28 protein-coding genes are annotated in these 26,782 nt (G+C 70.1%); 17 read left to right on the top strand and 11 right to left on the bottom strand.

Annotated features, from left to right (window positions below):
* Positions 1–121 precede the first annotated feature (121 nt).
* Both OOT46_RS09365 and OOT46_RS09370 read right to left on the bottom strand, forming a co-directional pair.
* The gene (locus OOT46_RS09365) at positions 122–724 is read right to left on the bottom strand and encodes an RICIN domain-containing protein (RefSeq protein ID WP_265403331.1); all 603 of its coding nucleotides are present in this window, start codon (positions 722–724) and stop codon (positions 122–124) included.
* Positions 725–814: 90 nt separating this feature from the next.
* A complete protein-coding gene (locus OOT46_RS09370) occupies positions 815–1,078 on the bottom strand; it encodes a hypothetical protein (protein ID WP_265403332.1) in 264 nt (87 codons plus the stop codon).
* A gap of 214 nt (positions 1,079–1,292) precedes the next feature.
* Here OOT46_RS09370 and OOT46_RS09375 point away from each other — a divergent pair, with 214 nt between their 5' ends.
* The 7 genes from OOT46_RS09375 to OOT46_RS09405 all read left to right on the top strand — a co-directional run bounded on the left by OOT46_RS09375 (position 1,293) and on the right by OOT46_RS09405 (position 8,501).
* Positions 1,293–2,147 (top strand): STAS domain-containing protein, encoded by an 855-nt coding sequence (locus OOT46_RS09375; RefSeq protein WP_265403333.1) that lies wholly within the window; start codon positions 1,293–1,295, stop codon positions 2,145–2,147.
* A gap of 11 nt (positions 2,148–2,158) precedes the next feature.
* On the top strand, positions 2,159–2,539 hold the full coding sequence (locus OOT46_RS09380) for an STAS domain-containing protein (protein ID WP_265403334.1): 381 nt from the start codon (positions 2,159–2,161) through the stop codon (positions 2,537–2,539).
* A gap of 7 nt (positions 2,540–2,546) precedes the next feature.
* On the top strand, positions 2,547–2,927 hold the full coding sequence (locus tag OOT46_RS09385; protein WP_265403405.1) for an anti-sigma regulatory factor: 381 nt from the start codon (positions 2,547–2,549) through the stop codon (positions 2,925–2,927).
* A complete protein-coding gene (locus OOT46_RS09390) occupies positions 2,927–3,946 on the top strand; it encodes an ATP-binding SpoIIE family protein phosphatase (RefSeq protein WP_265403335.1) in 1,020 nt (339 codons plus the stop codon). Before OOT46_RS09385 ends, OOT46_RS09390 begins: the two co-directional genes overlap by 1 nt.
* Positions 3,943–4,851 carry a sensor histidine kinase gene (locus OOT46_RS09395; RefSeq protein WP_265403336.1) on the top strand — a complete coding sequence of 303 codons (909 nt, stop codon included), beginning with the start codon at positions 3,943–3,945 and terminating at the stop codon, positions 4,849–4,851. The genes OOT46_RS09390 and OOT46_RS09395 overlap by 4 nt, the downstream gene beginning before the upstream one ends.
* Before the next feature lie 2 nt (positions 4,852–4,853).
* Positions 4,854–6,824: a response regulator gene (locus OOT46_RS09400; RefSeq protein WP_265403337.1), complete on the top strand. Its 1,971-nt coding sequence runs from the start codon at positions 4,854–4,856 to the stop codon at positions 6,822–6,824.
* Between the two features lie 171 nt (positions 6,825–6,995).
* Positions 6,996–8,501 carry a carboxypeptidase M32 gene (locus OOT46_RS09405; protein ID WP_265403338.1) on the top strand — a complete coding sequence of 502 codons (1,506 nt, stop codon included), beginning with the start codon at positions 6,996–6,998 and terminating at the stop codon, positions 8,499–8,501.
* On the opposite strand, the gene OOT46_RS09410 is transcribed toward OOT46_RS09405, so the two are convergent.
* Positions 8,480–10,561, bottom strand: a complete 2,082-nt coding sequence (locus OOT46_RS09410; RefSeq protein WP_265403339.1) for an ATP-binding protein — start codon at positions 10,559–10,561, stop codon at positions 8,480–8,482. The genes OOT46_RS09405 and OOT46_RS09410 overlap by 22 nt on opposite strands.
* 130 nt (positions 10,562–10,691) lie before the next feature.
* On the opposite strand from OOT46_RS09410, the gene OOT46_RS09415 reads away from it, so the two are divergent.
* Entirely contained in the window at positions 10,692–11,345 is a 654-nt protein-coding gene (locus OOT46_RS09415) for a glutathione S-transferase family protein (protein ID WP_265403340.1), read from the top strand.
* Positions 11,346–11,401: 56 nt separating this feature from the next.
* Here OOT46_RS09415 and OOT46_RS09420 read toward each other — a convergent pair whose 3' ends face one another.
* Positions 11,402–11,671 carry a hypothetical protein gene (locus OOT46_RS09420; RefSeq protein WP_265403341.1) on the bottom strand — a complete coding sequence of 90 codons (270 nt, stop codon included), beginning with the start codon at positions 11,669–11,671 and terminating at the stop codon, positions 11,402–11,404.
* A gap of 89 nt (positions 11,672–11,760) precedes the next feature.
* On the bottom strand, positions 11,761–12,033 hold the full coding sequence (locus tag OOT46_RS09425) for a hypothetical protein (protein ID WP_265403342.1): 273 nt from the start codon (positions 12,031–12,033) through the stop codon (positions 11,761–11,763).
* An 85-nt stretch (positions 12,034–12,118) separates the two neighbouring features.
* Here OOT46_RS09425 and OOT46_RS09430 point away from each other — a divergent pair, with 85 nt between their 5' ends.
* Together OOT46_RS09430 and OOT46_RS09435 are read left to right on the top strand one after the other, a co-directional pair.
* Positions 12,119–12,991: an arginase family protein gene (locus OOT46_RS09430; RefSeq protein WP_265403343.1), complete on the top strand. Its 873-nt coding sequence runs from the start codon at positions 12,119–12,121 to the stop codon at positions 12,989–12,991.
* A 102-nt stretch (positions 12,992–13,093) separates the two neighbouring features.
* On the top strand, positions 13,094–13,960 hold the full coding sequence (locus tag OOT46_RS09435; protein ID WP_265403344.1) for a neutral zinc metallopeptidase: 867 nt from the start codon (positions 13,094–13,096) through the stop codon (positions 13,958–13,960).
* 16 nt (positions 13,961–13,976) lie between these two features.
* Here the strand turns inward: OOT46_RS09435 and OOT46_RS09440 are convergent, their stop codons facing one another.
* Positions 13,977–14,672: an NAD(P)-dependent oxidoreductase gene (locus OOT46_RS09440; RefSeq protein ID WP_265403345.1), complete on the bottom strand. Its 696-nt coding sequence runs from the start codon at positions 14,670–14,672 to the stop codon at positions 13,977–13,979.
* Between the two features lie 117 nt (positions 14,673–14,789).
* On the opposite strand from OOT46_RS09440, the gene OOT46_RS09445 reads away from it, so the two are divergent.
* On the top strand, positions 14,790–15,791 hold the full coding sequence (locus tag OOT46_RS09445; protein ID WP_265403346.1) for an AraC family transcriptional regulator: 1,002 nt from the start codon (positions 14,790–14,792) through the stop codon (positions 15,789–15,791).
* Between the two features lie 25 nt (positions 15,792–15,816).
* Here the strand turns inward: OOT46_RS09445 and OOT46_RS09450 are convergent, their stop codons facing one another.
* Complete coding sequence (locus OOT46_RS09450) at positions 15,817–16,077, bottom strand: hypothetical protein (RefSeq protein WP_265403347.1); 261 nt, start codon at positions 16,075–16,077, stop codon at positions 15,817–15,819.
* A 237-nt stretch (positions 16,078–16,314) separates the two neighbouring features.
* Between OOT46_RS09450 and OOT46_RS09455 the strand changes: the two genes are divergently transcribed.
* Positions 16,315–17,772, top strand: a complete 1,458-nt coding sequence (locus OOT46_RS09455; RefSeq protein ID WP_265403348.1) for a peroxidase family protein — start codon at positions 16,315–16,317, stop codon at positions 17,770–17,772.
* 21 nt (positions 17,773–17,793) lie between these two features.
* On the opposite strand, the gene OOT46_RS09460 is transcribed toward OOT46_RS09455, so the two are convergent.
* Complete coding sequence (locus OOT46_RS09460; protein ID WP_265403349.1) at positions 17,794–18,219, bottom strand: VOC family protein; 426 nt, start codon at positions 18,217–18,219, stop codon at positions 17,794–17,796.
* 102 nt (positions 18,220–18,321) lie between these two features.
* Here OOT46_RS09460 and OOT46_RS09465 point away from each other — a divergent pair, with 102 nt between their 5' ends.
* A complete protein-coding gene (locus OOT46_RS09465; RefSeq protein WP_265403350.1) occupies positions 18,322–19,035 on the top strand; it encodes a winged helix-turn-helix transcriptional regulator in 714 nt (237 codons plus the stop codon).
* Positions 19,036–19,050: 15 nt separating this feature from the next.
* On the opposite strand, the gene OOT46_RS09470 is transcribed toward OOT46_RS09465, so the two are convergent.
* Both OOT46_RS09470 and OOT46_RS09475 read right to left on the bottom strand, forming a co-directional pair.
* Complete coding sequence (locus tag OOT46_RS09470) at positions 19,051–20,184, bottom strand: hypothetical protein (RefSeq protein WP_265403351.1); 1,134 nt, start codon at positions 20,182–20,184, stop codon at positions 19,051–19,053.
* A 63-nt stretch (positions 20,185–20,247) separates the two neighbouring features.
* Positions 20,248–20,892 carry a TetR/AcrR family transcriptional regulator gene (locus tag OOT46_RS09475; RefSeq protein ID WP_265403352.1) on the bottom strand — a complete coding sequence of 215 codons (645 nt, stop codon included), beginning with the start codon at positions 20,890–20,892 and terminating at the stop codon, positions 20,248–20,250.
* Between the two features lie 273 nt (positions 20,893–21,165).
* On the opposite strand from OOT46_RS09475, the gene OOT46_RS09480 reads away from it, so the two are divergent.
* Entirely contained in the window at positions 21,166–21,420 is a 255-nt protein-coding gene (locus OOT46_RS09480; protein ID WP_265403353.1) for a hypothetical protein, read from the top strand.
* 18 nt (positions 21,421–21,438) lie between these two features.
* Here OOT46_RS09480 and OOT46_RS09485 read toward each other — a convergent pair whose 3' ends face one another.
* Positions 21,439–22,248: a hypothetical protein gene (locus tag OOT46_RS09485; RefSeq protein WP_265403354.1), complete on the bottom strand. Its 810-nt coding sequence runs from the start codon at positions 22,246–22,248 to the stop codon at positions 21,439–21,441.
* A gap of 280 nt (positions 22,249–22,528) precedes the next feature.
* On the opposite strand from OOT46_RS09485, the gene OOT46_RS09490 reads away from it, so the two are divergent.
* The 3 genes from OOT46_RS09490 to OOT46_RS09500 all read left to right on the top strand — a co-directional run bounded on the left by OOT46_RS09490 (position 22,529) and on the right by OOT46_RS09500 (position 26,737).
* Complete coding sequence (locus OOT46_RS09490) at positions 22,529–24,067, top strand: M28 family metallopeptidase (RefSeq protein WP_265403355.1); 1,539 nt, start codon at positions 22,529–22,531, stop codon at positions 24,065–24,067.
* 128 nt (positions 24,068–24,195) lie between these two features.
* Positions 24,196–24,942 (top strand): SDR family oxidoreductase, encoded by a 747-nt coding sequence (locus tag OOT46_RS09495; protein ID WP_265403356.1) that lies wholly within the window; start codon positions 24,196–24,198, stop codon positions 24,940–24,942.
* Positions 24,943–25,138: 196 nt separating this feature from the next.
* On the top strand, positions 25,139–26,737 hold the full coding sequence (locus OOT46_RS09500; RefSeq protein WP_265403357.1) for a discoidin domain-containing protein: 1,599 nt from the start codon (positions 25,139–25,141) through the stop codon (positions 26,735–26,737).
* The last annotated feature ends 45 nt before the right edge of the window (positions 26,738–26,782 follow it).

Consider the following 26,782-nt stretch of genomic DNA (forward strand, 5'->3'; position numbering starts at 1 on the left):
TTGTGCCAGCACCTTAGCCGTTTGTCGGTCCGCTGACCAGGCTCGGTTACCACCGATAGCCGGCATGCAGGGCGAAGCCGCCGGCGTCTTGCTCCCGGGGCACCGGACGGCGCCGGTGGGTTCACTGCGACAGCACCCAGGCCTGGTTGCGCCACCCGTTGCAGGCCCACAGCTGAACCCGGGTGCCGTTGGCCGGCAAGGTGTTGAGGTCGCCGTCCAGGCATTGCCAGCCGTTGGCATTGCGGAAGTGCAGGCCGTCGAAGTGCCAAGTCTGGTTGAGCCAGCCGTTGCAACGCCAGAGCTGCACGATGGCGCCGTCGTTGGGAATGCCGTTGAGGTCGCCGTCGAGGCACTGCCCGCTGAGGTGGTTCTGTATCGTCCACATGTTGTCGCCCAGCGGCGTGAAGATCCAGCCTTGCTGGGGTTGTCCGTTGCAGGCCCAGAGCTGGACCTTGCCACCGTCCCGGCCGATGGTGTTGAGATCGCCGTCAAGGCAAAGCCCGCCCGGTCCGCCGTTCTGGAAGAAGCGGATCAAGGCCGAGTCGGCACGCACCGCCGCCCCGGGGCTGGGCCGGTTCAGGGCGGAGGGATGGATGACCGGCAGGCTGGAAGGAAGATCGTCCGGCGCGAGAAAAGCATCGACGAGGCCAGGCCGGGCGGAATGAACCTGCGCAAGGACTTCCGCGCAAGCAAACAGTACGAGAGGAAACAAAATCCTTTTCACGGCGGCTCCCCATGGCAAGGCTGGACAGGGATCGTGCTCCAAGCAGCCTTGGAACCTGCAGCCGCATGGGGCACGGGCAGAAAATTGAATCTAGCCCCAGGTCCGAGGCGCATCAAGGCGAGGCCGGGTCGGCGGCGGGCACCACGCCCGGGAGAAGCCGCCCAACAGCAAGACGGCGCCATCCAGCCATTCGGATGCGCCGCCCGACATCAGCTCGACGCCGTCCTTCTCGAACCAGACGCAAGCCTTCTTGTTGCCCCACAGCTGCAGGTCGTCATAGTGCCCGCTGAAGCAGACCCTGTTGGGCTGGCCTTTGAAAGGCTGCAGCAGCTGGTCCCGGCCGGGCACCGGCATCTGGATCGAATGCTCCTTGCGAAAGCCCAGGCCCGTCTCAGGAGTTAGGGATGCCGCGGCCGGGCAGGATCTCCGGCGCTCTTGCCGGCATACCGTTTGCTTTCCGATCCCGACCTGCTGGCCGAGGGGGAATCCATAATGGTCCCCCGCCACCAGCCCGACTTCCCGGAGCGGGAGCGCCTCCCGGACTTTTCTTCACACTGCGCCATCAAGAATGAGAACTCAAAACACTGCGATCCAGGCACTGCTGCAATCCAGCCGCGAAGACATCCTGAAGGAATGGCTTGCAGAATGTTTTACCGCCGGCATTGCCCGGAAGACCGGAAACGGCAGCATGGAGGCCGAGGCCGCCTCACTGCTCAAGACCTTTCACGAGGCGGTGCGCGCCGACGGCGACCCGGCGCAGTTCCAGTCGGCCGCCTGGGACGCCTTGCGCAGCGAGCTGGAACGCCTGTCGGGCTCGCGCGCAGCGCAGGGTGCTTCGGCCGGCGACACCAGCGTGTTCGTGTTGGCGCTCAAGAAGCCGCTGTTCGAGCGCGTGCAGCGCTCAGGCGGCGATACCCAGACCCTGATGGAGCTGACCTGGTGGATCTCGATGCTGGTGGACAAGATGGCGCAGTTCACCGTGTCCACCTACCAGCGCACGCGGGAAGACATCATCCGCCGGCAGCAGCAGGAGCTGCTGGAGCTGTCCACCCCGGTGATCAAGCTGTGGGACGGCGTGCTCGCCGTGCCGATGATCGGCACGCTGGACAGCGCCCGCACCCAGCTGGTCATGGAAACCCTGCTGCAGCGCATCGTCGAGTCGGGCTCTGAACTGGCCATCATCGACATCACCGGCGTGCCGACCGTCGACACGCTGGTGGCTCAGCACCTGTTGAAGACGGTCACGGCGATCCGGCTGATGGGCGCCGACTGCATCGTCAGCGGCATCCGCCCGCAGATCGCGCAGACCATCGTGCACCTGGGCATCGACCTGCAGGGCATCAACACCAAGGCCACGCTGGCCGACGCGCTGGCACTGGCCCTCAAGCGCACCGGCCACACCGTCACCCGCACCCGGGCCTGAGGCGCAGCGCGATGGATCGCATCCCCATACTCCAGATGGGCAAGTGCCTGCTGGTCACCATCCAGGTGGACCTGCAGGACCGGACCGCCCTGGCGCTGCAGGACGAGCTGGCCGCGAAGATCGAGGCCACCGGCGCCCACGGCGTGCTGATCGACATTTCCGCGCTGGAGATCGTCGACTCCTTCATCGGCCGCATGCTGGCCGGCATCTCCGGCATTGCCCGGGTCCTGGACGCGACCACCGTCGTGGTCGGCATGCAGCCCGCCGTCGCGATCACGCTGGTCGAGCTGGGGCTGTCGCTGGAAGGCGTGCGCACCGCACTGAATGTCGAGCGGGGCATGCAGATGCTGAACTCGGCCCCGAGGGAGCAGGCACTTGACGCCCACGCGTGAAGGATCGATGCCCTTGCGCAGCGAGCAGGACATCGTGATGAGCCGGCAGACGGTGCGCAAGCTGACCCAGGAGCTGAAGTTCTCGCTCGTCGACCAGACCAAGATGGTCACGGCCGCCAGCGAGCTTTCGCGCAACACCGTGGTCTACGGCGGCGGCGGCGAGATGCGCTGGGAAGTGGTCGGCAGCGACCTGCGCCCGGGCCTGCGTCTGCACTTCGAGGACCAGGGGCCCGGCATTGCCGATCTCGAACTGGCCCTGACCGACGGCTGGACCTCGGGCAACGGGCTGGGCATGGGCCTGTCGGGCAGCAAGCGGCTGGTCAACGAATTCGAGATCCGCACCGCCGTCGGCGCCGGCACCTGCGTCACCATCACGCGGTGGAAGTGATGTCGCTGCCCTGCCATCTCGCTTTCGACGTTCACGAAGCCAGCCAGGTCGGCGAAGCCAGGCGCGCGGCCGTGCGCCTGGCCGAAAGCCTGGGCTTCGACGAGGTGGCAGCCGGGCGCGTCGCTCTGGTCGCAACCGAGCTCGGCACCAACCTCGTCCGCCATGCCGAGCGAGGGCAGCTGCTGCTGGCGCCGGTGACGGCCGACGACGGCGACGCGTGGGTGGAGTTGCTGTCGCTCGACCACGGGCCGGGCATCGCCGACCTGCCGGCCTGCATGAGGGACGGCTATTCCACGGGCGGGACGCCGGGCAACGGCCTGGGGGCGGTGCGCCGCCTCGCCGACGAGTTCGACATGTACTCCGAGGTGCCGGCCGGCACCGTCATCCTGGCCCGCGTGGCCCGGCACGCCGGTGCGGCGCGGCCCGCGCCCGCCTTTTCGGTCGGCGCCGTGGCGCTCGCGGCGCCCGGCGAGACGGTGAGCGGCGATGCCTGGGGCCTGGTGCAGGACGGCGAGCAGGCGGCCTTGCTGGTGGCCGACGGACTGGGCCACGGCCCCGAGGCGGGGACTGCGGCCGAAGCCGCGGTTGCGGCATTCGGGAGCGGGCCCTTCGAGGCTCCCAGCCGGGTGCTGGAGCGGGTGCACCAGGCCCTGCGGTCGACCCGCGGCGCGGCCGTCGCCCTGGTTCACGTCGACGCCGGGCAGAAGTCGTTGATCCACTGCGGCGCGGGCAATATCGCCGGCCGCCTGATCTCGGGGGTCGAAGACCGCTCGCTGGTCTCCCAGCACGGCACCGCCGGCCTCCAGATCCGCCGCCTGCAGGATCTGCGCTACGACTGGCCGGAGCACACCCTGATCGTGCTGCACTCGGACGGGATCACGACCCGCTGGAACCTGGACAACTCGAAGGGGCTGCTGCAGCGCCACCCGGCGCTGGTCGCCGCCTGGCTGATGCGCGACCAGCGCCGCGGCCGCGACGACGCCACCGTGGTGGTCCTCAAACGCGGGAGCCCCCGATGAGCCTGGACGCCGCCGATCCTCCCCAAGCCGAGCCGGCGCCGGGCTCGCTGCAAGCCCTGCTCGACGCCAGAAGCGCCGAGCTCGAGGCCCTGCGCGCCGAACTCGAGGAAACCAACCGCGGCGTGCTGGCCCTGTATGCCGAGCTGGATTCGCAGGCGCAGGAGCTACGCCATGCCACCGAGCTGAAGAGCCGCTTCCTGGCCTACATGAGCCACGAGTTCCGCACCCCGATCGGCTCCATCCGCAGCATCGCGCGACTGCTGATGGACCGCATCGACGGGCCGCTGACACCACAGCAGGAAACCCAGGTGCGCTTCATCCAGGAGACCTCGGCCGAGTTCTCCGAGATGGTCGATGACCTGCTGGACCTGGCCAAGGTCGAGGCCGGGCGGGTCGAGATCTCCCCGGCCTGGTTCGAGATGGTCGACCTGTTCTCGGCCTTGCGCGGCATGTTCAAGCCGGTGCTGACGAACCCGGAGGTGGTGATGGTGTTCGAGGAGCCGCAGGACGTGCCGCCCTTGTTCAACGACGACCGCAAGCTGGCGCAGATCCTGCGCAACTTCGTCTCCAACGCGCTCAAGTTCACGCAGCGGGGTGAGGTGCGCGTCTCCGCGGTCCGCAACGCGGACGACAGCGTCACCTTCGCCGTCTCGGACACGGGCATCGGCATCGCGCCGGAGTTCCACCACGCGATCTTCCAGGACTTCACCCAGGTCGATTCGCCGATCCAGAAGCGCCTGCGCGGCACCGGCCTCGGCCTGTCGCTCAGCAAGCGCCTGGCGGAGCTGCTGGGCGGCAGCGTGGCGCTGAAAAGCGAGCTGGGCAGCGGCTCGGTCTTCTCGGTCACGGTGCCGTTGCGACTGCCAACCGCGCAAGACGCCGGCGCGCCGGGAGCGGCAGCGTGATCATGCTCGGAGCGGTTGAGGCCGGGACCGTCTCCGAGGTGCTGGTGGTCGACGACAACCCGGCGACCCGCTATGCCACGTCGCGCGTGCTGCAGGCGGCCGGCTTCCGCCCCCGCGAGGCCGCCACCGGGGGCGAGGCGCTCACGCTTGCGGACGCCGGCACCGCCGCCGTGGTGCTGGACGTGCACCTGCCCGACACCGACGGCTTCGAGGTCTGCCGGACCCTGCGCAACCGTCCCGAGACGGCGCGCGTGCCGGTGATCTACCTGTCGGCGGCCTATGTGCGTGACCACGACAAGGTGCGCGGCCTGGATTCGGGGGCCGACGCCTACATGACCCATCCGGCCGAGCCCGCCCTGCTGGTCGCGACCGTGCAGGCACTGGTGCGGGCGCGCCGCGCCGAGGACGGCATGCGCCGCAGCGAGGCGCGTTTCCGGGCCATCTACGACCAGGCGCTCAGCGGCATCTGCCTGATCGACACCACGGGGTGTTTCGTCGACGTGAACCCGGCGATGCTGGCAATGCTGCACCGCCGGCACGACGAGGTGGTGGGACGCCGCGTGCCCGACTTCGCGCCGCCCGAGTGGCAGGCGCGCATCGCCGGCTATCTCGACAAGAGCCGGGAGGGTGTGTGGCGGGGCGACTTCCCGCTGCTGGATGCCGAGGGCCGGCTGGTGCACCTGGAGTGGAGCCTGTCGGCCCACGTGGAGCGCGGCGTCAGCATGGCGATCGCCAGCAACATCTCCGAGCGCGTGGCGCTGGCCCAGCAGCGCGAGCAGCTGCTGGAGCGCGAGCAGGCCGCGCGCGCAGCGGCCGAACGGGTGAGCCGGTCCAAGGACGAATTCATCGCGGTGCTCTCGCACGAGCTGCGCACGCCACTGAACGCGATCCTCGGCTGGGTGCATGTGCTCAAGCGTGCCGGCGCCGCCGCGGACCTGCCGCGCGGGCTGGAGGCGATCGAGCGCAACGCCAAGACGCAGACGCGGCTGATCTCCGACATCCTCGACATGTCGCGCATGGACCTGGGCAAGCTGCGCCTGGAGCTGGAAACGGTGGACGTCGAGGAACTGGTCCGCTCGGCCGTCGGTGCGCTCGCGGCGTCGATGCGGGACAAATCCCTGGAGGTGTGCATCACGTCGTCCGGCACTCTGGCGCCGGTGCTCGCCGACCCGGCGCGGCTGCAGCAGGTGGTGTGGAACCTGATGACCAACGCGATCAAGTTCTCGCGCGCCGGCGGCCCCATCCACGTCACGCTGGCGCAGGACGGCGCCTGTCTGATCCTGTCGGTGCGCGACGAGGGCCAGGGCATACGGCCCGAGTTCCTGCCCTATCTGTTCGACCGCTTCACGCAGAGCGATTCGGCCAGCAACCGCTACCACGGCGGTCTGGGCCTCGGTCTGTCCATCGTCAAGCACCTGGTGGAGCTGCATGCCGGCAGCGTGAGCGCGACCAGCGAGGGCGAGGGACGCGGGGCGACCTTCACCGTCCGGCTGCCGTCGGCGGCGTCCGTGACCTCGGGCCGGGGTGTCCGACCATGGCCCGCGCAAGCGCCCGCCGACGCCCCCGACAGCGCGCTGATGAGCGAGGACCTGAGCGGCCTGACCGTGCTGGCCGTGGAAGACGACCCCGACGCGCGCGAGATGCTGGGCGTCATCCTGGGCGACCGGGGCGCGCGCGTGGTCGCGGCGACGGGCTACGCCGATGCACTGCACCGCCTGCAGACCCTGATGGCCGACGTGCTCGTCAGCGACATCGGCATGCCGGGCCAGGATGGCTATGCGCTCATCCGCGAGGTCAGACGCCGCGAACAGCCGGGCGGCCCGCGCCTGCCCGCGATTGCGCTGACCGCCTTCTCGCGCCCACAGGACCGCCAGACGGCCTTGGCCGCAGGCTTCGACGCGCATTGCGCGAAGCCCCTGCGGCCGCATGAGCTGATCGCGGCCATCCTGAGGGTCATCGGGACCTCGGTCTGAGAGCTGCGCGATGGGTGAACCGCCCGGTATTCGCTGCGGCACCCAAGCCAGCCCGATCCCGGCGAGAGACACAGCCGGGGTCGGGCCCGGCGAAGGCTCGCAAGCGGGCTAGGCAGGCAGCCGCCGCTGGTCCATCATGGCGCGCGCACCCTAAACACCAGGAGCCCGCCGATGCCCTCGCCCTCCACCCCGGCCTACAACACCCTGGAACGGCTGCAGCAGCGGCTGCACCGCCTTCGGCACCTGCAGTCCATCGCGCACTGGGACCAGGCTTGCAACATGCCGCCCAAGGGCAGCGAAGCGCGGGGCGCGGCCCTGGCGGAGATCGCAAGCTTGCTGCACGGGCTCGGCACCGAGCCCCGCCTGAAGGACGACATGGCGCGGGCCGCCCAGGAGCCGCTGGACGAACTGCAGCGAGCCAACCTGCGTGAGATCGAGCGCGCCTGGCAGCGCGCCACCGCCCTCCCCGACGAGCTGGTGCAGGCCCGCTCGCTGGCGGCCTCGCGTTGTGAACACGAATGGCGTCGGCAACGCCCGGCCAACGACTGGACCGGCTTCCTGGAGAACTTCCGCCCGGTGCTGCGGCTGGCCCGCCAGGAAGCGCAGCTGCTCTCGGCGCAATCCGGGCTGTCGCCGTACGACACGCTGCTGGACACCTACGAGCCCGGCATGCGAGCCAGCAGCGTCGAAGCCTGGTTCGCCGATCTCAAGAGCTGGCTGCCGGCCCTGATCGCCCGCGTCGCCTCGGCGCAGGCCGGCCAGCCCGTCATCGCACCCCAGGGGCCCTTCCCGCGCGAGGCTCAACGGGCCCTGAGCGAGGAGGTGATGAGCCTGCTCGGCTTCGACTTCGAGGCCGGCCGACTGGACGAGAGCACCCACCCCTTCTCGGGCGGCGTGCCGGAGGACGTGCGCCTCACGACCCGCTACCGCGAGGACAATTTCGTGCAGAGCCTGATGGCAACCATCCACGAGACCGGCCACGCGCGCTACGAGCAGAACCTGCCACGCGCAGGGCTCGGCCAGCCGGTGGCCCAGGCGCGCTCGATGGCGATCCACGAAAGCCAGAGCCTGACCTTCGAGATGCAGCTGGCGCGCAGCCGGCCCTTCGCCGAGCAGCTGTCGCCGCTGCTGATGCGCCACTTCGGTGCCCAGGCTGCCTTCGAGGCCGGCAACCTGCACCGCCTGCTGACCCGCGTGTCGCCCGGTTTCATCCGCGTCAACGCCGATGAAGTCAGCTATCCCGCCCACGTGATCCTGCGCTTCGAGATCGAGCGCGCGCTGATCGAGGGCGACGCCGAGGCCGAGGACATCCCGGGACTGTGGGACGAGAAGATGGCGGCCTACCTGGGCCTGGACACGCGCGGCAATTTCCGCGACGGCTGCATGCAGGACGTGCATTGGGCGGAGGGCCTGTTCGGCTACTTCCCCTGCTACACGCTGGGCGCGATGTACGCCGCGCAGTGGTTCGCGACGATGCGCCGCCAGATGCCCGACCTCGACGACCGCATCGCCCGCGGCGAACTGCAGGGTGTCTTCGACTGGCTGCGTGAGCACATCTGGCAGCAGGGCAGCCGCTGGACCACCGACGAGCTGGCGCAACGCGCGAGCGGCGAGGCGCTCAACCCGGCGTTTTTCCGGGCCCACCTGCAGGGGCGTTACCTGGCCGGCCCGGCCTGAGACGATCCGGCGCGGCCCGGCGTCGCGAACAGAGCCTGCAGCGTGTCGGTGTCCACCGGCTTGGTCCAGTGCTCGTCGAAGCCGGCGGCCACGGCCTGCCGCCGATCCTCCGCCTGGCCCCAGCCGGTCAGCGCAATCAAGGTCATGCCTCGGCCCCAGTCGGCGCGGCGGATCTCGCTGGCCACCTGGTAGCCGTTGCGCCCCGGCATGCCGATGTCGAGGATGGCGATGTCGGGACGCAACTGCTCGGCCAGGGCGAGCGCCTCGTTGCCGGTGCTGGCGGTATGCACCTCGTGACCGTCCAGTTCGAGCAGCGCGGCCAGGGTCGTGCTGGCATCGTGGTTGTCGTCGGCGATCAGGACCTTGCGCCGCAGCGCGGCTTGGCCCTGGGGCGCCTCGGGCTGCCCGCCCTCCAGCGATTCGGTCTGCATCCATGGCAGGTGCACGACAAATTCGGCACCGCGGCCCAGCCCGTCGCTGTGCGCCTCGATGCTGCCGCCGTGCATCTCCACCAGACCCTTGCTCAGCGCCAGGCCGATGCCCAGACCGCCCTCGGCACGCTGCAGCGCCGAGGAGACCTGCGAGAACATCTGGAAGAGGGTCTGCAGCGACTCCTGCGCCACGCCGATGCCGTTGTCGCGCACACGGATCGCGACGGCACCCGGCCGGGCTTGCGCCTGCACCTCGATGGCGCCACCGTCGTCCATGTATTTCGCGGCATTGGACAGAAGATTGGACAGCACCTGGGCCAGCCGCAGCGGGTCGGCCGTCAGGACCACCGGCTCGGCAGGCAGGGTGACGCTGAGGCGGTGTCGCTTGGCCTCGATCAGCGGCTGAGCGGTCTCGACGGCCGATGCGACCACCGAGGACAGGGCCACCGGCTCCATGCGCAACTCCAGGCGCCCCCGCGAGATGCGGGCCACGTCGAGCAGGTCGTCGAGCAGCAGGGCCATGTGGGTGGCTTGCCGGTCGATCACGTCGATGGCCCAGTGGTGCTGGGCCGCCGTGAGTCCCGGCGTCTTGACCAGTTTGGCCGACTGCCGGATGGGGGCGAGCGGGTTGCGCAGCTCGTGCGCCAGCGTGGCGAGGAACTCGTCCTTGCGACGGTCGCCTTCCTTGAGGGCCTCGACGGCGCGTACCTGCTCGGTCACGTCGTGGCCCTGCGCGAAGATGCCGCTGACCCGGCCGTGGACATCGAACACCGGCTGGTAGACCAGGTCCACGAAGGCCTCCGACAAGGGGCCGCCGGGCTCTTTCTGCAATATCAGGCGCAGGCCGCGGCCGATGAATGGCTCCCCCTCGCGGTAGACCCGCTCCAGGATTTCAATGAAACCCTGGCTGCGCACCTCGGGCAAGGCCTCGAAAGCCGGGCGGCCTTCGATCGGCCGGTGCCCCACCAGCTGGTAGTAGGCGCGGTTGACCATCTCGAACACGAAGTCCGGCCCGCGCAGCACCGCCACAAAGCCGGGTGCGTTGTCGAACCAGCCCTGCAGCGTCGTGACGGTGCCCTGCGCCCGCTGGAGCAAGGCATCCCGCTCGCGCTCGACGCGCACGCGGGGGGTTTCTTCGCTGCAGGCGCAGAACAGCCCGCCGATGCCGCCCTGGTCGTCGTAGACCGGGCTGTAGGACCAGGTGAAGTAGGTCTCCTCGGTGAAGTCGTTGCGCTCCATGACCAGCAGCACCCGCTCGTTCCAGGTGGCCCGGCCGTGTTGCATCACCTCGTCGACCTGGGGCCCGAGAACCGGCCAGATCTCGTTCCAGATCTCGCGCGCTCGGCCGCCGAAGGCTTGCGGATGGCGCTTGCCCAGCACCGGGATGTAGGCGTCGTTGTAAATGTTCACCAGCTCGCTGCCCCACCAGACGAACATCGGGAAACGCGAGTTGAGCGCGATGCTGACGGCGATGCGCAGGCTCTGCGGCCAGACCTCGACGGGACCGAGCGGCGTCGCCGACCAATCCATCTCGTGGAACAGCCGGCCGATCTCGGTGTCCGGCACGGAACCCTGGCTGGCCGCCGGCGCAAAAAGCAGGGGATGAGGGGTTTTCGGCGGGGCGGTCATGGGACGGGGTGTCGGATGGAAGATGATCCCCGTCGACTTAGCAAAAAGCCTGCGCGCCGGCGCTGCGCCTTGCACCGGCTGCCCCGCCATCGCAACTGCACCTTCACGGAATTCGCTTTAGGAGACGACCATGGTCCTGAACACCGACGAACACCTGCTTTATGGCACGCAAAACAGCGGCAGCGCGGCGATCGAGGCGGCCTTGACGCTGGCACGGCTGCCTTTCCGCAACGTCGATGCCGCGTCCTGGGCGGCCGAGTCCGACCTCGAGGCGTTGAGGGAGGTGAGCCCGCTGCTGCAAATACCGGCCCTGCGCTGGCCCGACGGCAGCACGATGACCGAAAGTGCCGCCATCCTGATCGAGTTGGGGCTGCGTCACCCCGACAGCGGGCTCCTGCCCGCCGAGCCGGCTGCCCGGGCACAGAACATCCGAGGGCTGCTGTATATCGCGACCAACTGCTATGCGGCCGTCGGCATCATGGACTATCCCGAGCGCTGGACCCTGGCCGAAGGCGACGCCGAGCGGCAACGCCTGAAGCAAGGCACGCAGGCGCGCCTGAGACACCTGTGGGAGCGTTTCGCCGACAGCTTCCCGGCCGACCCCTTCCTGGGCGGCGAGCAGCCCGGCGCGCTGGACCTGCTGGCGGCCGTGGTGTCCCGGTGGTCGGGCGCCAGGGCCCACCTGCGGGCGGCCCGGCCCGGCTGGGCCGGCGTGCTGGAGCGCATCGATCAGCATCCGGCGCTGGCACCGGTGTTCGCCCGCCACTGGCCGGCGACGTCCTGAGGCCGTTTCTTGCGCGGCGCTTTACCTCCTGCGGAAGGCCGGCCTCGCGCCGCGGCTCATTCCTCGTAGGGGCGTGAGCTTCTCGGCGCACCGGGCAACTGCCGGTCCAGCGACTCGCGGTAGCGGATGCAGCCGCTCAGGAACTGCGGCCAGTCGGGCACCACCGGCAGCGGGTCCGAGGCTTCCGGCAACAGCGCCCACAGCTCGGGATGATGCCAGCACAACTCGTGGCTGCTGCAGTCCCGGTGGCGGCGGATGCCGTCTCGCAGGCGCTGGACTTCGGCGATCAGTTCCTCGCGACTTCGGGTGTCGAGATCGGTGTCCATCGGGCCTCCTGGTGGAGCGCGACGCGGCCGCGCCCAGTTGGTTGTCCCCGCACCTCGACCGCCCCAGGGCGGTCGCCCTCCGGCCGGCCTTACTGCGACGCCGCCGAGGCCGAGGCCGGCTGGGTCGGCAGACCGAGCTTTTTCGCGGTGTGCTGCACCGCCTCGCCGGTCTTCTGGGCGCCACGCTCGATGGCCGCCGCTGTCTTTTTCGCGCCGTGCACCACCGCCGCTTCGGTCTTCGCCGCGACCGCCGAGGCACCGGCCGCCACCGACTTCGCAGTCTCGGCCGGCCCGGCCTGGACCGGTGCCACCGGCAGCGTTGATGTGAACAGAACCATCGCAACAGAAAGTGAATGTTTCACGGCGTCTTTCCATGCCTTGGGGTTGCCTGACATCATAGTCGTGCACCCGCCCGGCGGCCCCCCATTGCTTGCTCCTGCTTTTCACATGCCCGACCTTGCCTTCGATACCGCACCGCTGGCTCTGACCGTTCACCAGGGCCGGGCCGGGGACCGCAACCCGCGTGCCATGGCAGGCGCTCGCCGGCTGGGCGAAGCACTGACGCGGCGACTGGGGCTCGAAACAAGGACCGTCGGCGAGCCTCAGGAGCCGCTGGGCCTCGGCTGGCGCGCCGAGCTGGACGCGGCCCACGGGTCGCTGCGCCAGCTTGCCACCCACTGCGACACCGCGCTGGCCCGCGGCCACCGGCTGCTGACGGTGCTCAACCGCTGCGCCTGCGCGCTTGCAACCCTGCCGGCCGTGGCCCGGCATTGGCCGGACGCCCGCATCGTGTGGTTCGACGCCCATGCCGACTCGAACACCCCGGAGACCAGCAGCAGCGGCTACCTCGGCGGCCTGGTGCTCACCGGTGCGGCCGGCCTCTGGGACAGCGGGCTCGGCGCCGGCCTGCGCCTGTCGCAGGTGGTGCTGGTCGGCGCGCGCGACATCGATCCGGCCGAGCAGGCCTTGATCGATGCCGGCTCGCTGCAGTTCGTGCCGCCCGGCGAGGACCTCGTCGAGCGGCTGCGGGCCGCGGTCGGGGCCCATCCCGTGTATGTCCACCTCGACTGCGACGTGCTGGAGCCGGGCATCGTCCCCACCGAATATCAGGTGCCCGGCGGGCTCTCGCTCGAACAGCTGGCAGCGGCGAGCAAGGTGCTCGCCGCGCAGGAGCTGATCGGGCTGGAGATCGCCGAGTTCGAAGCCAACTGGCCCGGCAGCGACCTTGCCGCGGCGACCGATCCCCTGCTCGACGCGCTGGCGCCGCTGCTGCAAGGGCTCGGTGACGTCCAGCAACACCGCCTCGCAAACGCCTCGTAACGCCGGCGGAACGGTGCTTGCCAAACGCTTCACATCAGAACCAAACAGGACGCTGTGAAGGGACAGGCCGTGCCCGCACAAGGTCCAGCCCAGGAGCACACGATGAAGTGGGAAGGCCAGCGGCAAAGCAGCAACGTCGAGGACCGGCGCGGCGCCGGCGGCGGATTCGGCCTCGGGGGCCGATCGATCGGCATCGGCAGCGTCGTGATCGCACTGATCGGCGGCTGGGTGCTCGGCGTGAACCCGCTGACCCTGCTCGGCATGCTGAGCGGCGACGGCGCACCGGTGAGCGGACAGGCCGCGCCTGCCGGGCCCCCGCCGGCCAATGACCGCGCCGCGGCCTTCGTCTCGACCGTGTTGGCGAGCACCGAGGACGTCTGGGCCGGCGTGCTGCAGCAGCACGGCATGAGCTACACGCCGGCCCGGCTCACGCTGTTCCGCGGCGCCACCCCGACTGCCTGCGGCCGCGGGCAGTCCGCCATGGGGCCCTTCTACTGCCCGGCGGACCGGCACGTCTACATCGACCTCGGCTTTTTCGACACGCTGGAGCGGCGCCTCGGCGCGCCCGGCGACTTCGCGCAGGCCTATGTCATCGCGCACGAGGTCGGCCACCATGTGCAGCACCTGCTGGGCCTGACCGAGCGGGTCGACCAGATGCGTCGCGCCGGCTCGGAGGCCGAGGCCAACGCGGCCTCGGTGCGGCTGGAACTGCAGGCCGACTGCTTCGCGGGCGTCTGGGCCCATCACTCGCAGCAGGCGCGCGGCTGGCTCGAAACCGGCGACGTCGAGGAGGCCCTCAACGCGGCCTCGCAGATCGGCGACGACACCTTGCAGCGGCGCTCCCAGGGCACCGTGGTGCCCGAGTCCTTCACCCATGGCAGCAGCGAACAGCGTGTCGCCTGGTTCCGTCGCGGCATGGAAAACGGCTCGCTGCAGCGGTGCGACACCTTCGTGACCCGCGAGCCCTGACCGTTCCGCCCGGCCCTCATCCGGCCGACAAGGCCACCGAGCGGCCCAGCCACTGCGGTCCCTCGACAGCCTCGGCCAGGAAACGGCCAACCTGCCGGCGCGCCACCTTCATGCTGCGCACCTCACCCTCCGCGGAGGCGAGCAGCTCGCCGCGGTCGGCGCTGTCGACCAGGTTGACCGGCTGGGCAATCACCCAGTCGAGGCCGCTGGCACGCACCGCCTGCTCCTGCAGTTCGGTGTCGGCCACCTGCGGCTTCAGCAGCAGGCCGAACATCAGCCGGTAAGCCAGTGGCAGGCGGTGGCGCGTTGCGCCGACACCGAAGCTGGTTTGCACCACCAGTCGGGACACGCCCTGCCGGCGCATCGCGGCGATGACATGGCGGGTGCCGCGCGAGCGCACATCCAGCGGCGTGTGGCGGCTGCCGGCGAGCCGCACATGCAGGGCGCTTTCGCTGATGCCCAGGGTCACGATCACGGCGTCCTGCCCGCGCACGGCCTGCTCCACGTCGTCCGGCCGCGCCGCATCGCCGCACCACGGCCGCAGCCCCTCGCCCATGCCGCGCAGCTGCCCGGCACTGCGGGAGAAGGCCGTGACCCGGTGGCCGGCGGCCAGGAGGGCGGTGATCGCGGCGCGGCCCGATCCGCCGGTCGCGCCCAGAACGACGAGTTCATCATGTGGATCCTTGTGGCTTGGCCCGGTGCCGCTCGACACCGGTTCATCCAGTGTCCCGGGCTGTGGCCGTACTGACCATGACCAGGAGTCGCTGCTTCTTGCTCGTTCGTCCTGGCTCGCTGGACGAAGCCACACCGGCCGGCGCATAGTCGCCGCATGCAAGACACGAACAGAGAATGGGCCGACGGCGTCGATCCGCTCGGCGAAGCGCTGCACCTGCTGCGCATGAGCGGCGTCTTCTACTGCCGCTCGGAGTTCAGCGCACCCTGGGCCCTGGCGTTGCCGCCGATGCAGGACTGCCTGATGTTCCATGTCGCCACGGCCGGGCGCTGCCGGCTGGAGGTGGGCGACGAGGCGCCACGGCTGCTGGAGCCGGGGGACCTGGCCCTGGTGCCCCATGGCAGGGGTCACCGGCTGAGGAGCGTCGTCTTGGCGACGGACGGGCAAGACGCGCCGACCCGGCAAGAGCGCGAGGCGGAGCCCGCCGCCTTGTTCGACCTGCCGCGCGAGTCCCTCAGCGAACGCTACGAGGTGCTGCGGCACGGCGGCGGCGGCACGCCGACGTCCATGGTCTGCGGTGCGGTGCGTTTCGACCACCCCGCCGCCCGGCTGCTGGTCACGATGCTGCCGCCGCTGCTGTGCATCCGCGCCACCGACTCGGCCTACCCCGAGTGGATGCACGGCACCCTGCATTTCATGGCCGCCGAGGCGCGCCAGATGCGCCCGGGCGGCGAGGCCGTGCTGACCCGGCTGGCCGATGTGCTGGTGATCCAGGCCCTGCGCAGCTGGATCGAGCAGGACCAGGCCGCCCGCGGCGGCTGGCTGGGCGCCTTGCGCGACCGCCAGATCGGCCGCGCGCTGGCCCAGGTCCACCGTGACCCCGCGCGGCCGTGGAACCTGGAGACGCTCGCGGCCGAGGCGGCGATGTCGCGCTCGGCCTTCGCGGCGCGCTTCACCGCCCTGGTCGGCGTACCGGCGATGCAGTACGTGGCGCGCTGGAGGATGCACCTGGCGCTGTCGCATCTGCAGGAGCACGACGACAGCATCGGCGCGCTCGCACTGCGCCTGGGCTACCAGTCGGAGGCGGCCTTCAGCCGCGCCTTCAAGCGCTGCATCGGCGTGTCCCCCGGCAGTCTGCAGCGGCCGGCGCGGCGCTGAAACTGCGCGGTGTTGCCGGGGCGGCTCAGCTCTTGCGGTGGTCGAGCGCGTCGATCCAGAGCGTCGCGCACTGGTAACCGAAGTCGAAGGCCTCGGTGGTGTCGCGCAAGATCCGCTTCGGCACCTCCACCAGCACCTCGTCCTCGCTCTCGGAACCGCGCACGTGCACGGTGACGGGGTAGCTGTCGAGCCCCGGCGCGGGCAGGGTCGACATCCGGATGCGATAACCGCTGTGGGCCCCGATGGCCTCCAGCCGCGGGCCGTGCTTGATCACTTGGTACTTCAAATCCTGACTCCGTGGTGCTGACAGCAGGGCCTCACCATACCGCGATCCCGGCGCGCCAGCGATCAGGGCTTGAGGGGATACAGACCGGACGACCGCTGCCGTTTGCCACGCCTTCCTGTAGCCATACACACCTGATAAAACGCACAGCCCTGACGAGATGCACAGCTTGCGCGCCCTCCTCGCTTGGCCAATACCAGTGGGATCCCACCCCACGATGGATACCACCAGGAGGAGACCATGGCCCAACCCACCCCGCGTTCACTGTCCCTGCCCGCTGCCTGGCTCTGCAGCCTCGCCACCGCGCTGCTCGCCGCCTGCGGAGGCGGCTCCGGCGGAGCCGGCTCCTCGGAACAGGCGGCCAAGCACCGTGGCGACCGAGCGACCGAGCTGCCGACCGCGTCTCCCCATGCCGCACGGCCGCGGCCCGGAACCTTCGGGCACCTCTTCAACCTGCCACCCTATGCCCCGCCCAGCGCCGCGCTGAACGACCTGGGCTCGCCGGCCGGCCCCATGCTCGACGACAACGCCCCGGCCAACGACAACCCGCGCCGCGAGCCGGCCGGCTTCACCTTCTTCGGCCAGTTCCTCGACCACGACATGACGCTGGACCGCAAGCCGCTGCAGGACGCGCCGGTCCCGCTGAGCGAACTCGAGAACAGCCGCGAACCCAACCTCAACCTCGACTCCGTCTACGGTGGAGGCCCGCGCTTCAACCCGGAACTCTACGACTCCCGCGGGCGCATCCTGCTGAGCAGCGGCGGCCGCGACCTGCAGCGACGCGCCGACGGCACGGCGGTGCTGTTCGAGCCCCGCAACGACGAGAACATGATCGTCGCGCAGATCCACGTCGCGATCGCGCGCTTCCACAACGCGCTCATCGACAGCGGCAAGAACTTCGAGCAGGCGCGCGCCGAGACCATCCTGCACTACCAGTGGGTGGTCGTGCACGACTTCCTGCCGCGGGTCGCGGGCCGGTCCAGGGTGGACGCCGCGCTGCGCGGCGAGCTGGGCATCTACGATGTGCGAAACCCGCACCGCAAGGTGATGCCGGTCGAGTTCGGTGTCGCGGCCTACCGCTTCGGCCACTCCATGGTGCGGCGTGCCTATGTGCTCGGCGCTGACCAGGGCGTGCGGGTGCAGGTCTTCAATCCCGACGGCGACGACCTGCGCGGCGGCCGGCCCATCCCCGCGGCCAAGCGGATCCAGTGGTCCAACTTCTTCCAGATCCCGGGCACCAGCCTGCCCCAGCCGCCGGTCAATGTCTCGCGCAAGATCGACACCTTGCTGTCCTCGGGCATGTTCGTCCTGCCACCCATCGCGATTCCGGCCGGCGGCCCGGTGGTGCTGGCCCAGCGCAACCTGATCCGCGGCAAGAGCTACGGCCTGCCCAGCGGGCAGGCCGTGGCGACCGAGCTCGGCATCACGCCCCTGGACAACGCCCGTATCGGCCTCACCGACCCCCGGCTGGGCGGACAGGCGCCGTTGTGGTACTACGTGCTGGCCGAAGCGCAGGTGCTGGAGAACGGCGCCCAGCTGGGCCCTGTGGGCGGCGCCATCGTCGCCGACGTGGTCGCCGGCCTGCTCAGGAAGGACAAGACCGGCCTGCTGCACGGCAACAACAAACACTGGCGGCCAATGACCGGCCCGGGCTTCCGCATGGGCGACTTCCTGAAGTTCGCCGGCGTCGCGTCCTGAGCGCGCCGGTGCGCGGCGGGCTCAGGTCGGGGTCAAGCCCCCGTTGACCATCCATGGCGTGCCAAAGCGATCGGTCAGCATGCCGAAGGCCTCGGCCCAGAAGGTCTTCTGCATCGGCATCGTCACCTGGCCCCCTTCGGCGAGGGCATCGAAGATGCGGCGCGCCTCGTCGACCTCAGGATAGCTCAAGGCCAGCGCGAAGCCTTTCATGCCCTCGTAAGGCCGCCCCGGCATCGAATCGGAGGCCATCAGTGAGCGCCCCTGCAGCAGCATGTGTGCGTGCATGATGCGGTGCTCGAGGCCGGCCGGCAGCTGGCCGTCGCCGCAAGGGGGCGCCGAGCCGAAGGTCACCATGGCGTCCAGCGTGCCACCCAGCGTGCGTTCGTAAAAACGCATCGCGTCGGCACAGCTGCCGTCGAACATCAGATAGGGATCGAGTTGGGCCATGGGTGTCTCCTTGGGGCAATTGGAAGTTTCAGACGAACACCATCTAGTCCTAAAGTACAACCAAGAAGAACAAGCGTGGAACCGACAGGGTAAACTGCGGCCATGGCCCCACGAAGCAGTACCGGACCCCACAGTTCCACGAAACGCAGTTATGCCGACGGCTGCGCTGCTGCCCACGCGCTGGACCTGGTGGGCGAGCGCTGGGCGCTGCTGGTGGTGCGCGAGCTGGTGCTCGGCCCGAAGCGTTTCACCGATCTGCGCGCCGGCCTGCCCGGCATCAGCCCCAACGTGCTGACGCAGCGCCTGAACGAGCTGGAACAGGCCGGCGTGCTGCGCCGCCGCAAGCTGCCGCCGCCGGCCGCCGCCTGGGTGTATGAGCTGAGCGACTGGGGCCAAGGCCTCGGCCCCATCCTGATCGACCTGGGCCGCTGGGGGGCGCGCTCGCCGGCGCTGCCGCAAGGCGCGCCGCTGAGCATCGACGCGCTGGTGCTCTCCTTTCGCGCGATGTTCGACGCGAAGGCGGCAGCCGGGCTGAAGGCGAGCTACGAGCTGCGGCTGGGCGAGGACCGCTTCCATGTGCTGGTCGAGGAGGGCAGGATGGCACTGGGCCGCGGCAGCCCGGCCCGCGCCGACGCGGTGTTCGAGGCCGACCCGAACCGCCTCGCGGCGGTGGTTTATGGCGGCCGCAAGCTCCCCGAGGCGCTGCGCCTCGGGGAAGTCAGGGTGGAGGGCGACAAGGCGGCGGCACGGCGTTTTGCCAGCCTGTTTCCGCTGCCGGCGCCGGCCGCCCTGCCGGACGCCGGCGCGCGGGCTTGAGCCGGCCGCCGGGGCTCAGCGCCCGGAGCCGGACCCCGGCCCGGCGGGCGCCTGCGGCATCGGGTGGCCCCAGCGCAGCTGCTTCAGCCGCATCGCGCCGATGCTGACGGCGAGCGCCGGCGCCGGGCCCTTTTCTTTCGGGGTCTGGCCCAGTCCGTTGGCGTGCAGCGTCAGGTCCGCCTCCACCGCGGCGCTGCCGCCGGACTGGCCGAACAGCTCGAAGGCGGTCTCGCGGGCCGAGAATTCGGCGATGCGCAGCACCAGCTGGTGGCTCAGCACCGCGGCCGACAGCTTGACGCGGTTGCGACCGGCGGCCTGACCGTCCAGCCGCAGCTGCTGCGGCCCCAGCCCCAGCACGCCGTCCCCCAGCTGCAGCTCGCCGCTGAGCCGGGTGCGGTCGAGCGTGTCCTCGACATGGCGGCCGGCGGGCTTGCCGAGCGGCTGTTGTTGGTTGCTGCCGGCCAGCACGCCCTCGGCGAAGGCGCGCAGGTCCAGGCTGCCGCGATCGGTGACACGCAGTCCCCGCAGGCCGCCGCGCTGCTCCCAGGCGGCGCCCGGCACATTGGCGGCGGTGAAGAGGAACAGGTAGTTGCGGCCCATGTTGGGCGCGTCGACATACAGGCCGCCCCGGCTGATGCCCATCGACGAGTTGGGGCCGATGTGCTCGACGACGACGCGGTTGAAGTCCAAGCGCCCCTGCCGCACCGGCACCTGGACGTCGGCATCGACGATCCACGCCGCGTCGGTGATGAAAGCGCGTAGCGAGCCTTCGGTCCCGCTCAGCGCCTCCAGGCGCCAGGGCCCCGGCGCAGCCGCCTCGCCCGGCAGCACATCGGCCCGTGCGGTCCTGACGCCCAGCAGCTGCACCTCGTCGACGGCCAGCCCGAGCAGTTCCAGGGCCCGGCCCTCGCCGGGAAGCGAGACGGTGGCCGCGACACCGGTGAGCGTGGCCTGCGAGAAGTCCAGGCACCAGGGCCCGGCCTTCAGTCGCAGGTTGCGCACCGCCAGGCGCTCCAGCCGGAGCTGCAGCCGACCGTCGGCAGCGGGCTCCAGCGACAGCCCGGAGACCTCCAGGCCGTTGGGCTGCAGGTTGTCGGCCGCGCCGAGGCGCAGGCCACCCAGGCTGCCGAGGGTGAGGGTGATGTTCACCCGGCGTACTGTGCCACGATCGCGAGGCCGTCCGCGCTGCGGGGGTCCTGCGGCGGGGCCGAATTACAGCCCCTTCTCCACCATGTCGAGCAGGCGCGCCGTCGTCGCTTCCACCTGCGCCTCGTCGAGCCGGCCCAGGGGCCCGTCGATGACCAGCAGCGACAACCCGTGCACCGCCGACCAGGCCAGGTACTCGGCGCCGGGTCGCCGCTCGGCCGGTAGCGCTCCGGCCTCGACCAGCGCGTCGAGCGCGGCGCCAAGCAGCTGGAAGGGATTGAGGCCGCCGGCACCGGCCTTGGCCGGATGCGCGGCGCCCGGCGTCTCGTCGGACACCGAAAAAGCGGTTCGGAACAGCCCCGGCTCGGCACGCGCGAAACGCAGGTAGGCCGCGCCCACGGCGCGCAGCTGCGCATGCGCCCGGCTCTTCGCCGAGCCCGCTGCGGGCAGCGCGGCCAGCTCGGCTTCCATCGCGCGCGCCAGCGCCGCGAGCGAGGCCGCGCGCACCGCCTGCAGCAGCTCGTCGCGGTTCGCGAAGTGTCGGTAGGCGGCGTTCGGCACCACCCCGGCGCGACGCGTGGCCTCGCGCAGCACCACCGCCTCCGGCCCACCCTGGCGGGCCAGCTCCACGCCGGCCTCGGTCAGCGCGCGCCGCAGGTCGCCATGGCGGTAAGTCGTGCGCTGCGGCACGGCAGGTTTCGCTGCTGTCATCGGCCCTCCATGTGGACAGCGTCCATTATCGGTCGGACGGCGTCGGTGCGACGCACCGGGACCGCAAGGACGCGCGTTTCCGTCATCCGGTTGACGCACACGCCCGGCAATCTGCGACACCTCAGCACCCGGATCACAGGACCCCTCATGCGCCCCCTGAAGCACACCCCTCGGGCTGGCCCTGTCCGCCCTCCAGCCGGGCGGCCTTTTTTACGACAGAAAGAATTTGTTAACCTAGCGGGTCCTGCAACCTGTGAACAAATTCACGCACCCATGCACGCCGACGCGATTGCACTGTCCGCCCTGTTCGCCGAACAAGCCGTTTTCCGCCGCACCCCCGCCGGCCAGCGCGAGGTCCTGGTGGAGACCCTGCCGCTGGCGCCGCAGGCGCGACGCTTCCTGGCCGTCATCAACGGCCACACCCCGCTGCACGTGCTGCTGGCCCTCGGCTTCGGCGGCCAGGACATGCAGCCTCATGTCGAGGCCTTGCTGGAGGCCGGGCTGATCGAGGTCTGCCCGGCCGACTGAGACCGCCGCCCACGGTCGTCATCGCGGGTCCGGCTCGGCCGGACACAACTCACCGCCGCAGACGTTGCCGCCCATGTTGACGCCGCCGTTCACATCGGCCGCGCCATTGGAGCGGAAGGAGTTCTGCGCGTAGCCGCCGTCGCCCACGATACGCAGGCCCACCTCGGTATTGGTCGTGATGACGTTGCCGATCACCACGCCGCCGTTGGCGGCCGTGATGCCGGTGTGGTTGGTCTGCACCGTGGAGTGCACCAGCGAGGAACGGTTGAGGCCCACGCCGATGAGGTTGGAGCTCGCCATGCTGTCCCTCACCGTCCCGCTGGTGACCACAAGGCCGGCACGGTTGTGGCGCGCGCGCACGCCGTCGATCGTGCATCCCTTGCAGTTGATGCCTTCGCCCCCCATGCCGTGGATCGAGCCGTTGCGCACCGCGAGCCCGCGCACCAGGCCGGTGGTGATGCCCGTGCCGGAGCGGTGCGTACAGACGAGCGTGTTGCCTTCGGGCTCGCACAGGTTGGGCCCCGAGATGATGAGCCCGTCGAGGTTCAGCGTGACGTCGTCGGCCAGCACCTCGATCGCATCGGTGTCGGGCGGCACGATGAGGTTCTCCACCAGGCGGTAGCTGCCCGGCCAGCAGATCGTCACCGGGAAGCCCGGCGTATCGCGGCAGCCGTTCGGCCCGCCCGGCAAGCCGCCGGCTGCCGCCAGGCGCTGGTCGATCAACACCACACCTCCACGCGACGTGGAGCTACAGCCCGCAGCCGCGGGGCCGAGCACCAGCGTGACCACCCAAGGTACGAGCGCAAAGCGGGACATCAACAAGCACATGGATCGGTCTCCTGGAACACAGGCAGCCGCAGCAAATGCTGTTCCGAAGGGAAAGACCCCTGGCCCATCGATTGCTTGCAGCACCGCGCCCGTCGACGTGTGCCCCATCCTCGAACAAGGCCAGGCCGCGTCACGGTTCGAGGCAGCCGCCCGGCCGCGTCCACCTCGTCGAGCGGTAGTTACGGTTCGACAAATTCGCGGGCCCTACGGGCGGTACTGCCTTTTCCCAGCCCCGTCTTTCGACCCACAAGGTCGGAGACGGCTTCAGTACCGATACCCGATGGAGACGAGATTGCTGCAGAACCATGCTTACCCGCCCCGGCTGTTGAAGACCTGGGTGGCCGCTTCTGTTTCGGCCCTTGTACTGACCCTGGCCGGCTGCGGCGGTGGTGACGATGATGACGAGTCGTGTGCCGAACGCGTCAATGACACCCAGGAAGAACTGCTCGAGTGTGTGACGCTGGACGGGGTGCGCAAGCACCTGGTGGAGTTCCAGAAGATCGCCGACACCCATGGCAACCGCGCCTCCGGCGAACCCGGCTTCGACGCTTCGATCGACTATGCCCAGAAGATCTTCACCGACGCCGGCTACACCGTGACGAAGCAGGCCTTCAACTTCGTCTTCTTCGAACCCGCCGCCCCCAGCGTGCTGGAGCGCGTGGCCCCGACGGCGGGTGTGCTCGCGCATTCGATCATGTCTTATTCTGGGACAGGCAACGTGTCCGCTGCCGTTACAGTGGTGCCCAACCTCGGCTGCAACGCGACCGACTTCAACGGCTTCCCGGCCGGCAGGATCGCGCTGATCAAGCGCGGCACCTGCCCCTTCGGCGACAAGGCAACGAATGCGGCCAACGCGGGCGCGGCCGGCGTGGTGATCTACAACGACAAGGCAGGCGACCTCGCCGGCACCCTGGGCGATACGTTCACGGCCGACATCCCGGTCGTGGCTGTCAGCCAGGAGATCGGCGACACCCTGGCCGCTACCGCGGGCCTGAGCCTGAAGATCGTCACCCAGACCACGCGTGAAACCCGCACCACCTACAACCTGATCGCGGAATCCAGCGGCGGCGACCCGGAGAAGGTGGTGATGGTCGGCGCCCACCTGGACTCGGTGCATGACGGCGCCGGCATCAACGACAACGGCACCGGCTCTGCGGCCATCCTCGAGACCGCAGTGCAGATGGCCAAGGTCACGCCGCGCAACAAGCTGCGGTTTGCGTTGTGGGGGGGCGAAGAGTCCGGCCTGCTGGGCTCGACGCACTACGTCGAGCAGTTGTCCGAGCCCGATCGCGCGAAGATCTCGCTGTACCTGAACTTCGACATGATCGGCTCGCCGAACGCCGGCTACTTCATCTACGACGGTGACGACTCCGACAAGGACCCGACCAACCCGAACGACGAAGGCCCGGGCCCGGCGGGCTCGGACAAGATCGAAGAGCTGTTCGAGGCCTTCTACACCGCGCGAGGCAAGGCCTTCAAGGGCACCGACTTCGACGGCCGCTCGGACTACGGTCCCTTCATCGCGGCGGACATCCCGGCGGGCGGGCTGTTCACCGGTGCCGAGGACAAGAAGACCGAAGCCGAAGTGGCGTTGTGGGGCGGCACCGCCGGCGAGGCCTACGACAAGTGCTACCACGCCGACTGCGACGACATCGACAACATCGATACCGCGGCCCTCGACCTGAATGCCGACGCCGTCGCCTACGCCACGCTCAACTACGCGATGAGCGCCGAGACGCTGACCGCCCAGCGCGTCAAGCCCAGCAGCTACAAGCCGCCGGCTGACATGCGTCCGAAGCACCTGCCGGTGCTGCGTTGAGCGCTTGACGCGCCCGGTGGCCGCCCCGGCCACCGGGCTGCGGCGCGGGCTCCCGCCCCGACACCGCGACCGTCCCTTTCGGGCGGCCGCGGTTTTTTGTATCGTCGGACCGCAAGATAGGAGTTGCCATGATCATCAAAGCCGTTCTCACCGGCCAGTCGCGCGGCCTGGGGGCCGCCCTGGCCGGCCGCCTGCTGGAGCGCGGCATCGCCGTGCTGGGCCTTGCCCGCGGACGCGATGCGGCGCTGGCCTTGCGCTTTCCGGAAACGCTCCGGCAGGTCGAGCTGGACCTCGCCGATCCCGCCGCCCTCGCGGCCTGGCTGGTGAACAGCGACTTGCCGACCTATCTCGCCGATGCGCAGACCGTGCTGCTGATCAACAACGCCGGCACGCTGCAGCCGGTCGGCCCCCTGCCCGCGCAGGACCCGGCGGCGATCGCTCGCGCGGTCAGCCTCAACATCGCTGCGCCGCTGATGCTGTCCGCGGCGCTGGCGGCATGGGCGACCGGCCGGCCCGGGCTCGACCTGCGCATCGTTCACATCTCCAGCGGTGCCGGCCGCAATGCCTATCCCGGCTGGTCTCTCTACGGCGCCACCAAGGCCGCACTGGACCACCATGCGCGCGCCGCCGCGCTTGACGCGACACCCGGCCTGCGCATCTGCAGCCTCGCCCCCGGTGTGGTCGACACCGACATGCAGGCCGAGATCCGCGCCAGCCGCATCGAGGACTTTCCGATGCGCAGCAGGTTCGAGGCCTTGAAGCGCGAGGGCGGACTGTTGTCGCCGTCGGCCTGTGCCGAGCGGCTGCTGACCCACCTGCTGGGCGAGCACTTCGGCCGCTCACCGGTGGCCGACCTGCGCGAGCTCGCGGACTGAGCCGCCGGCCAGGCAGCCGGCAACCTTGCCAGGGCCTTGTGCTTGCCCGGCCGCGGGCTGCACGCTACCTTGAGGCGGCCTTGCCGTGGACTCCCCCGAGCACCGCGGCCAGGCACCCGCCCGCGCCGTCCTGCCTTGCCCGCGCCGCAGGCCAAGCGGCGCCGGCAGCCCTGTTGTCTCAAGGAGGAGGACGCCTATGCGCATCCCTATGCAGCGGCTGTGGGCCGCCCTGCTGACCACCGCCGCCGCGAGCGCCACGTGTGCCGAAGACGCGATGGACCTGAAAGTGCGCAATGGCTGGGCGATCGCTGCCCAGCAGGCGCGCGCGATCGCTTCACGTCCGAGCCGCAGCTTTTATCCCCGCCATACCACCAGCGACAGCGCGCAAGCCTGGCTCTACGAGGAATCGTGGGAGTGGACCAGCGGCTTTTTCCCGGCCCAGCTGTGGCTGTTGCACCAGCAGTTCGCGGGGCAGGGCTGGGACCGCGAGGCGGCGGCCTGGCAGGACGCGCTGGAAGCGCAGAGCACCAACACCTCGACCCATGACCTCGGATTCATGGTCGGCCTGCCTTTCAGCCATGCCTACCGGCTCACCGGCAAGGTGGGCTACCGCGACGTGGCGCTGAAGGCGGCCCTGTCGGCCGGTCAGCGCTACAACCCCAAGGTGGGCGCCTTCCGGTCCTGGGGCGTGATCGATGACCCGGCCAGCTTCGAAGTGGTGATCGAGCACATGGGCAACCTGGAACTGCCCTTTTGGGCCGCGCGCCACGGAGGCGACGCGAGCCTGAACGGCTACGCACGGCAGCACGCGCAGAAGACGCGCGAGCACCTGGTGCGCCCCGACGGCAGCACCTTTCACCTGGCCGAGTACAACCCCGCGACCGGGGCGCTGAAGACCCGGGGCACCGTGCGCGGCTACAGCGACACCTCGACCTGGACGCGCGGCCAGGCCTGGGCGCTGCACGGCTTCACGACGGCCTACCGCTACACGCGCGACGACACCCTGCTCGACACCGCGCGCCGCGTTGCCCATCGTTATGTGAGCCGCCTGCCGCCAGACATCGTGCCGGCCTGGGACTTCGACGACCCGGCCGGGACCCGCGCGCCCAAGGACAGTTCAAGTGCCGCGATCGCCGCCTCCGGCCTGCTGGAGCTGTCCTGGCTGGACCCCGAGCCGGCCCGCGCCGGGGTCTGGCGCGCGGCGGGGCTGAAACTGCTGGAGGCCTTGCTGTCGCCGCCCTACCTGGCAACCCGGGCCAGCGCCGGCTCGCCGTCCAACAGCCAGGCCATCCTGCTGCACAGCACCCTCAACCACCACGGCAACGCCCCCTACTTCAACCACGGCTCGGCCTGGGGCGACTACTACCTGGTCGAGGCCTTGCTGCGTTATCGTCGCCTCGCCCCGGCCTGGCCCGCGCTGCGGCCCCTGATCGCGAGCGCGAGCAGCGAGGACGGCGGACGCCTGGCGGCTTTTGCGGTCGACGGCCGGCCGTCGTCGCGCTGGAACGCCTCGGGCGGCGGGCAGTGGCTGAGTGTCGAGCTCACCGGCGCGCGCACCGTGCGCAAGATCGGCCTGGCTTTCTACAAGGGTGACGAGCGGGCGACCCGCTTCGAGATCGCAACCTCGGTGGACGGCGAGACCTGGACCACCCACTTCCGTGGCGTCTCCAGCGGCCAGACCCTGGAGAAGGAGTACTACGACATCCCGGACACAACGGCCCGGCACGTGCGCATCACCGGCCTGGGCAACACGCAGAACCGCTCGATCGACATCACCGAGCTGTCGGTGCATTGATGGAGTGAAAAAGACCAAGGCCGGGGCGTCGCGGGACGGCCCGGT

Source organism: Aquabacterium sp. A7-Y (assembly GCF_026153205.1).
In the GTDB taxonomy this organism is placed as follows: domain Bacteria; phylum Pseudomonadota; class Gammaproteobacteria; order Burkholderiales; family Burkholderiaceae_C; genus Caldimonas.

Excerpts from the sequence above, each read along its gene's own strand:
- OOT46_RS09370 (WP_265403332.1), bottom strand. The coding sequence starts at position 1,078 with ATGCCGGTGCCCGGCCGGGACCAGCTGCTGCAGCCTTTCAAAGGCCAG.
- OOT46_RS09375 (WP_265403333.1), top strand. The coding sequence starts at position 1,293 with ATGAGAACTCAAAACACTGCGATCCAGGCACTGCTGCAATCCAGCCGC.
- OOT46_RS09380 (WP_265403334.1), top strand. The coding sequence starts at position 2,159 with ATGGATCGCATCCCCATACTCCAGATGGGCAAGTGCCTGCTGGTCACC.
- OOT46_RS09385 (WP_265403405.1), top strand. The coding sequence starts at position 2,547 with ATGCCCTTGCGCAGCGAGCAGGACATCGTGATGAGCCGGCAGACGGTG.
- OOT46_RS09390 (WP_265403335.1), top strand. The coding sequence starts at position 2,927 with ATGTCGCTGCCCTGCCATCTCGCTTTCGACGTTCACGAAGCCAGCCAG.
- OOT46_RS09395 (WP_265403336.1), top strand. The coding sequence starts at position 3,943 with ATGAGCCTGGACGCCGCCGATCCTCCCCAAGCCGAGCCGGCGCCGGGC.
- OOT46_RS09400 (WP_265403337.1), top strand. The coding sequence starts at position 4,854 with ATGCTCGGAGCGGTTGAGGCCGGGACCGTCTCCGAGGTGCTGGTGGTC.
- OOT46_RS09405 (WP_265403338.1), top strand. The coding sequence starts at position 6,996 with ATGCCCTCGCCCTCCACCCCGGCCTACAACACCCTGGAACGGCTGCAG.
- OOT46_RS09410 (WP_265403339.1), bottom strand. The coding sequence starts at position 10,561 with ATGACCGCCCCGCCGAAAACCCCTCATCCCCTGCTTTTTGCGCCGGCG.
- OOT46_RS09415 (WP_265403340.1), top strand. The coding sequence starts at position 10,692 with ATGGTCCTGAACACCGACGAACACCTGCTTTATGGCACGCAAAACAGC.
- OOT46_RS09420 (WP_265403341.1), bottom strand. The coding sequence starts at position 11,671 with ATGGACACCGATCTCGACACCCGAAGTCGCGAGGAACTGATCGCCGAA.
- OOT46_RS09430 (WP_265403343.1), top strand. The coding sequence starts at position 12,119 with ATGCCCGACCTTGCCTTCGATACCGCACCGCTGGCTCTGACCGTTCAC.
- OOT46_RS09435 (WP_265403344.1), top strand. The coding sequence starts at position 13,094 with ATGAAGTGGGAAGGCCAGCGGCAAAGCAGCAACGTCGAGGACCGGCGC.
- OOT46_RS09445 (WP_265403346.1), top strand. The coding sequence starts at position 14,790 with ATGCAAGACACGAACAGAGAATGGGCCGACGGCGTCGATCCGCTCGGC.
- OOT46_RS09455 (WP_265403348.1), top strand. The coding sequence starts at position 16,315 with ATGGCCCAACCCACCCCGCGTTCACTGTCCCTGCCCGCTGCCTGGCTC.
- OOT46_RS09460 (WP_265403349.1), bottom strand. The coding sequence starts at position 18,219 with ATGGCCCAACTCGATCCCTATCTGATGTTCGACGGCAGCTGTGCCGAC.
- OOT46_RS09465 (WP_265403350.1), top strand. The coding sequence starts at position 18,322 with ATGGCCCCACGAAGCAGTACCGGACCCCACAGTTCCACGAAACGCAGT.
- OOT46_RS09475 (WP_265403352.1), bottom strand. The coding sequence starts at position 20,892 with ATGACAGCAGCGAAACCTGCCGTGCCGCAGCGCACGACTTACCGCCAT.
- OOT46_RS09480 (WP_265403353.1), top strand. The coding sequence starts at position 21,166 with ATGCACGCCGACGCGATTGCACTGTCCGCCCTGTTCGCCGAACAAGCC.
- OOT46_RS09485 (WP_265403354.1), bottom strand. The coding sequence starts at position 22,248 with ATGTGCTTGTTGATGTCCCGCTTTGCGCTCGTACCTTGGGTGGTCACG.
- OOT46_RS09490 (WP_265403355.1), top strand. The coding sequence starts at position 22,529 with ATGGAGACGAGATTGCTGCAGAACCATGCTTACCCGCCCCGGCTGTTG.
- OOT46_RS09495 (WP_265403356.1), top strand. The coding sequence starts at position 24,196 with ATGATCATCAAAGCCGTTCTCACCGGCCAGTCGCGCGGCCTGGGGGCC.
- OOT46_RS09500 (WP_265403357.1), top strand. The coding sequence starts at position 25,139 with ATGCGCATCCCTATGCAGCGGCTGTGGGCCGCCCTGCTGACCACCGCC.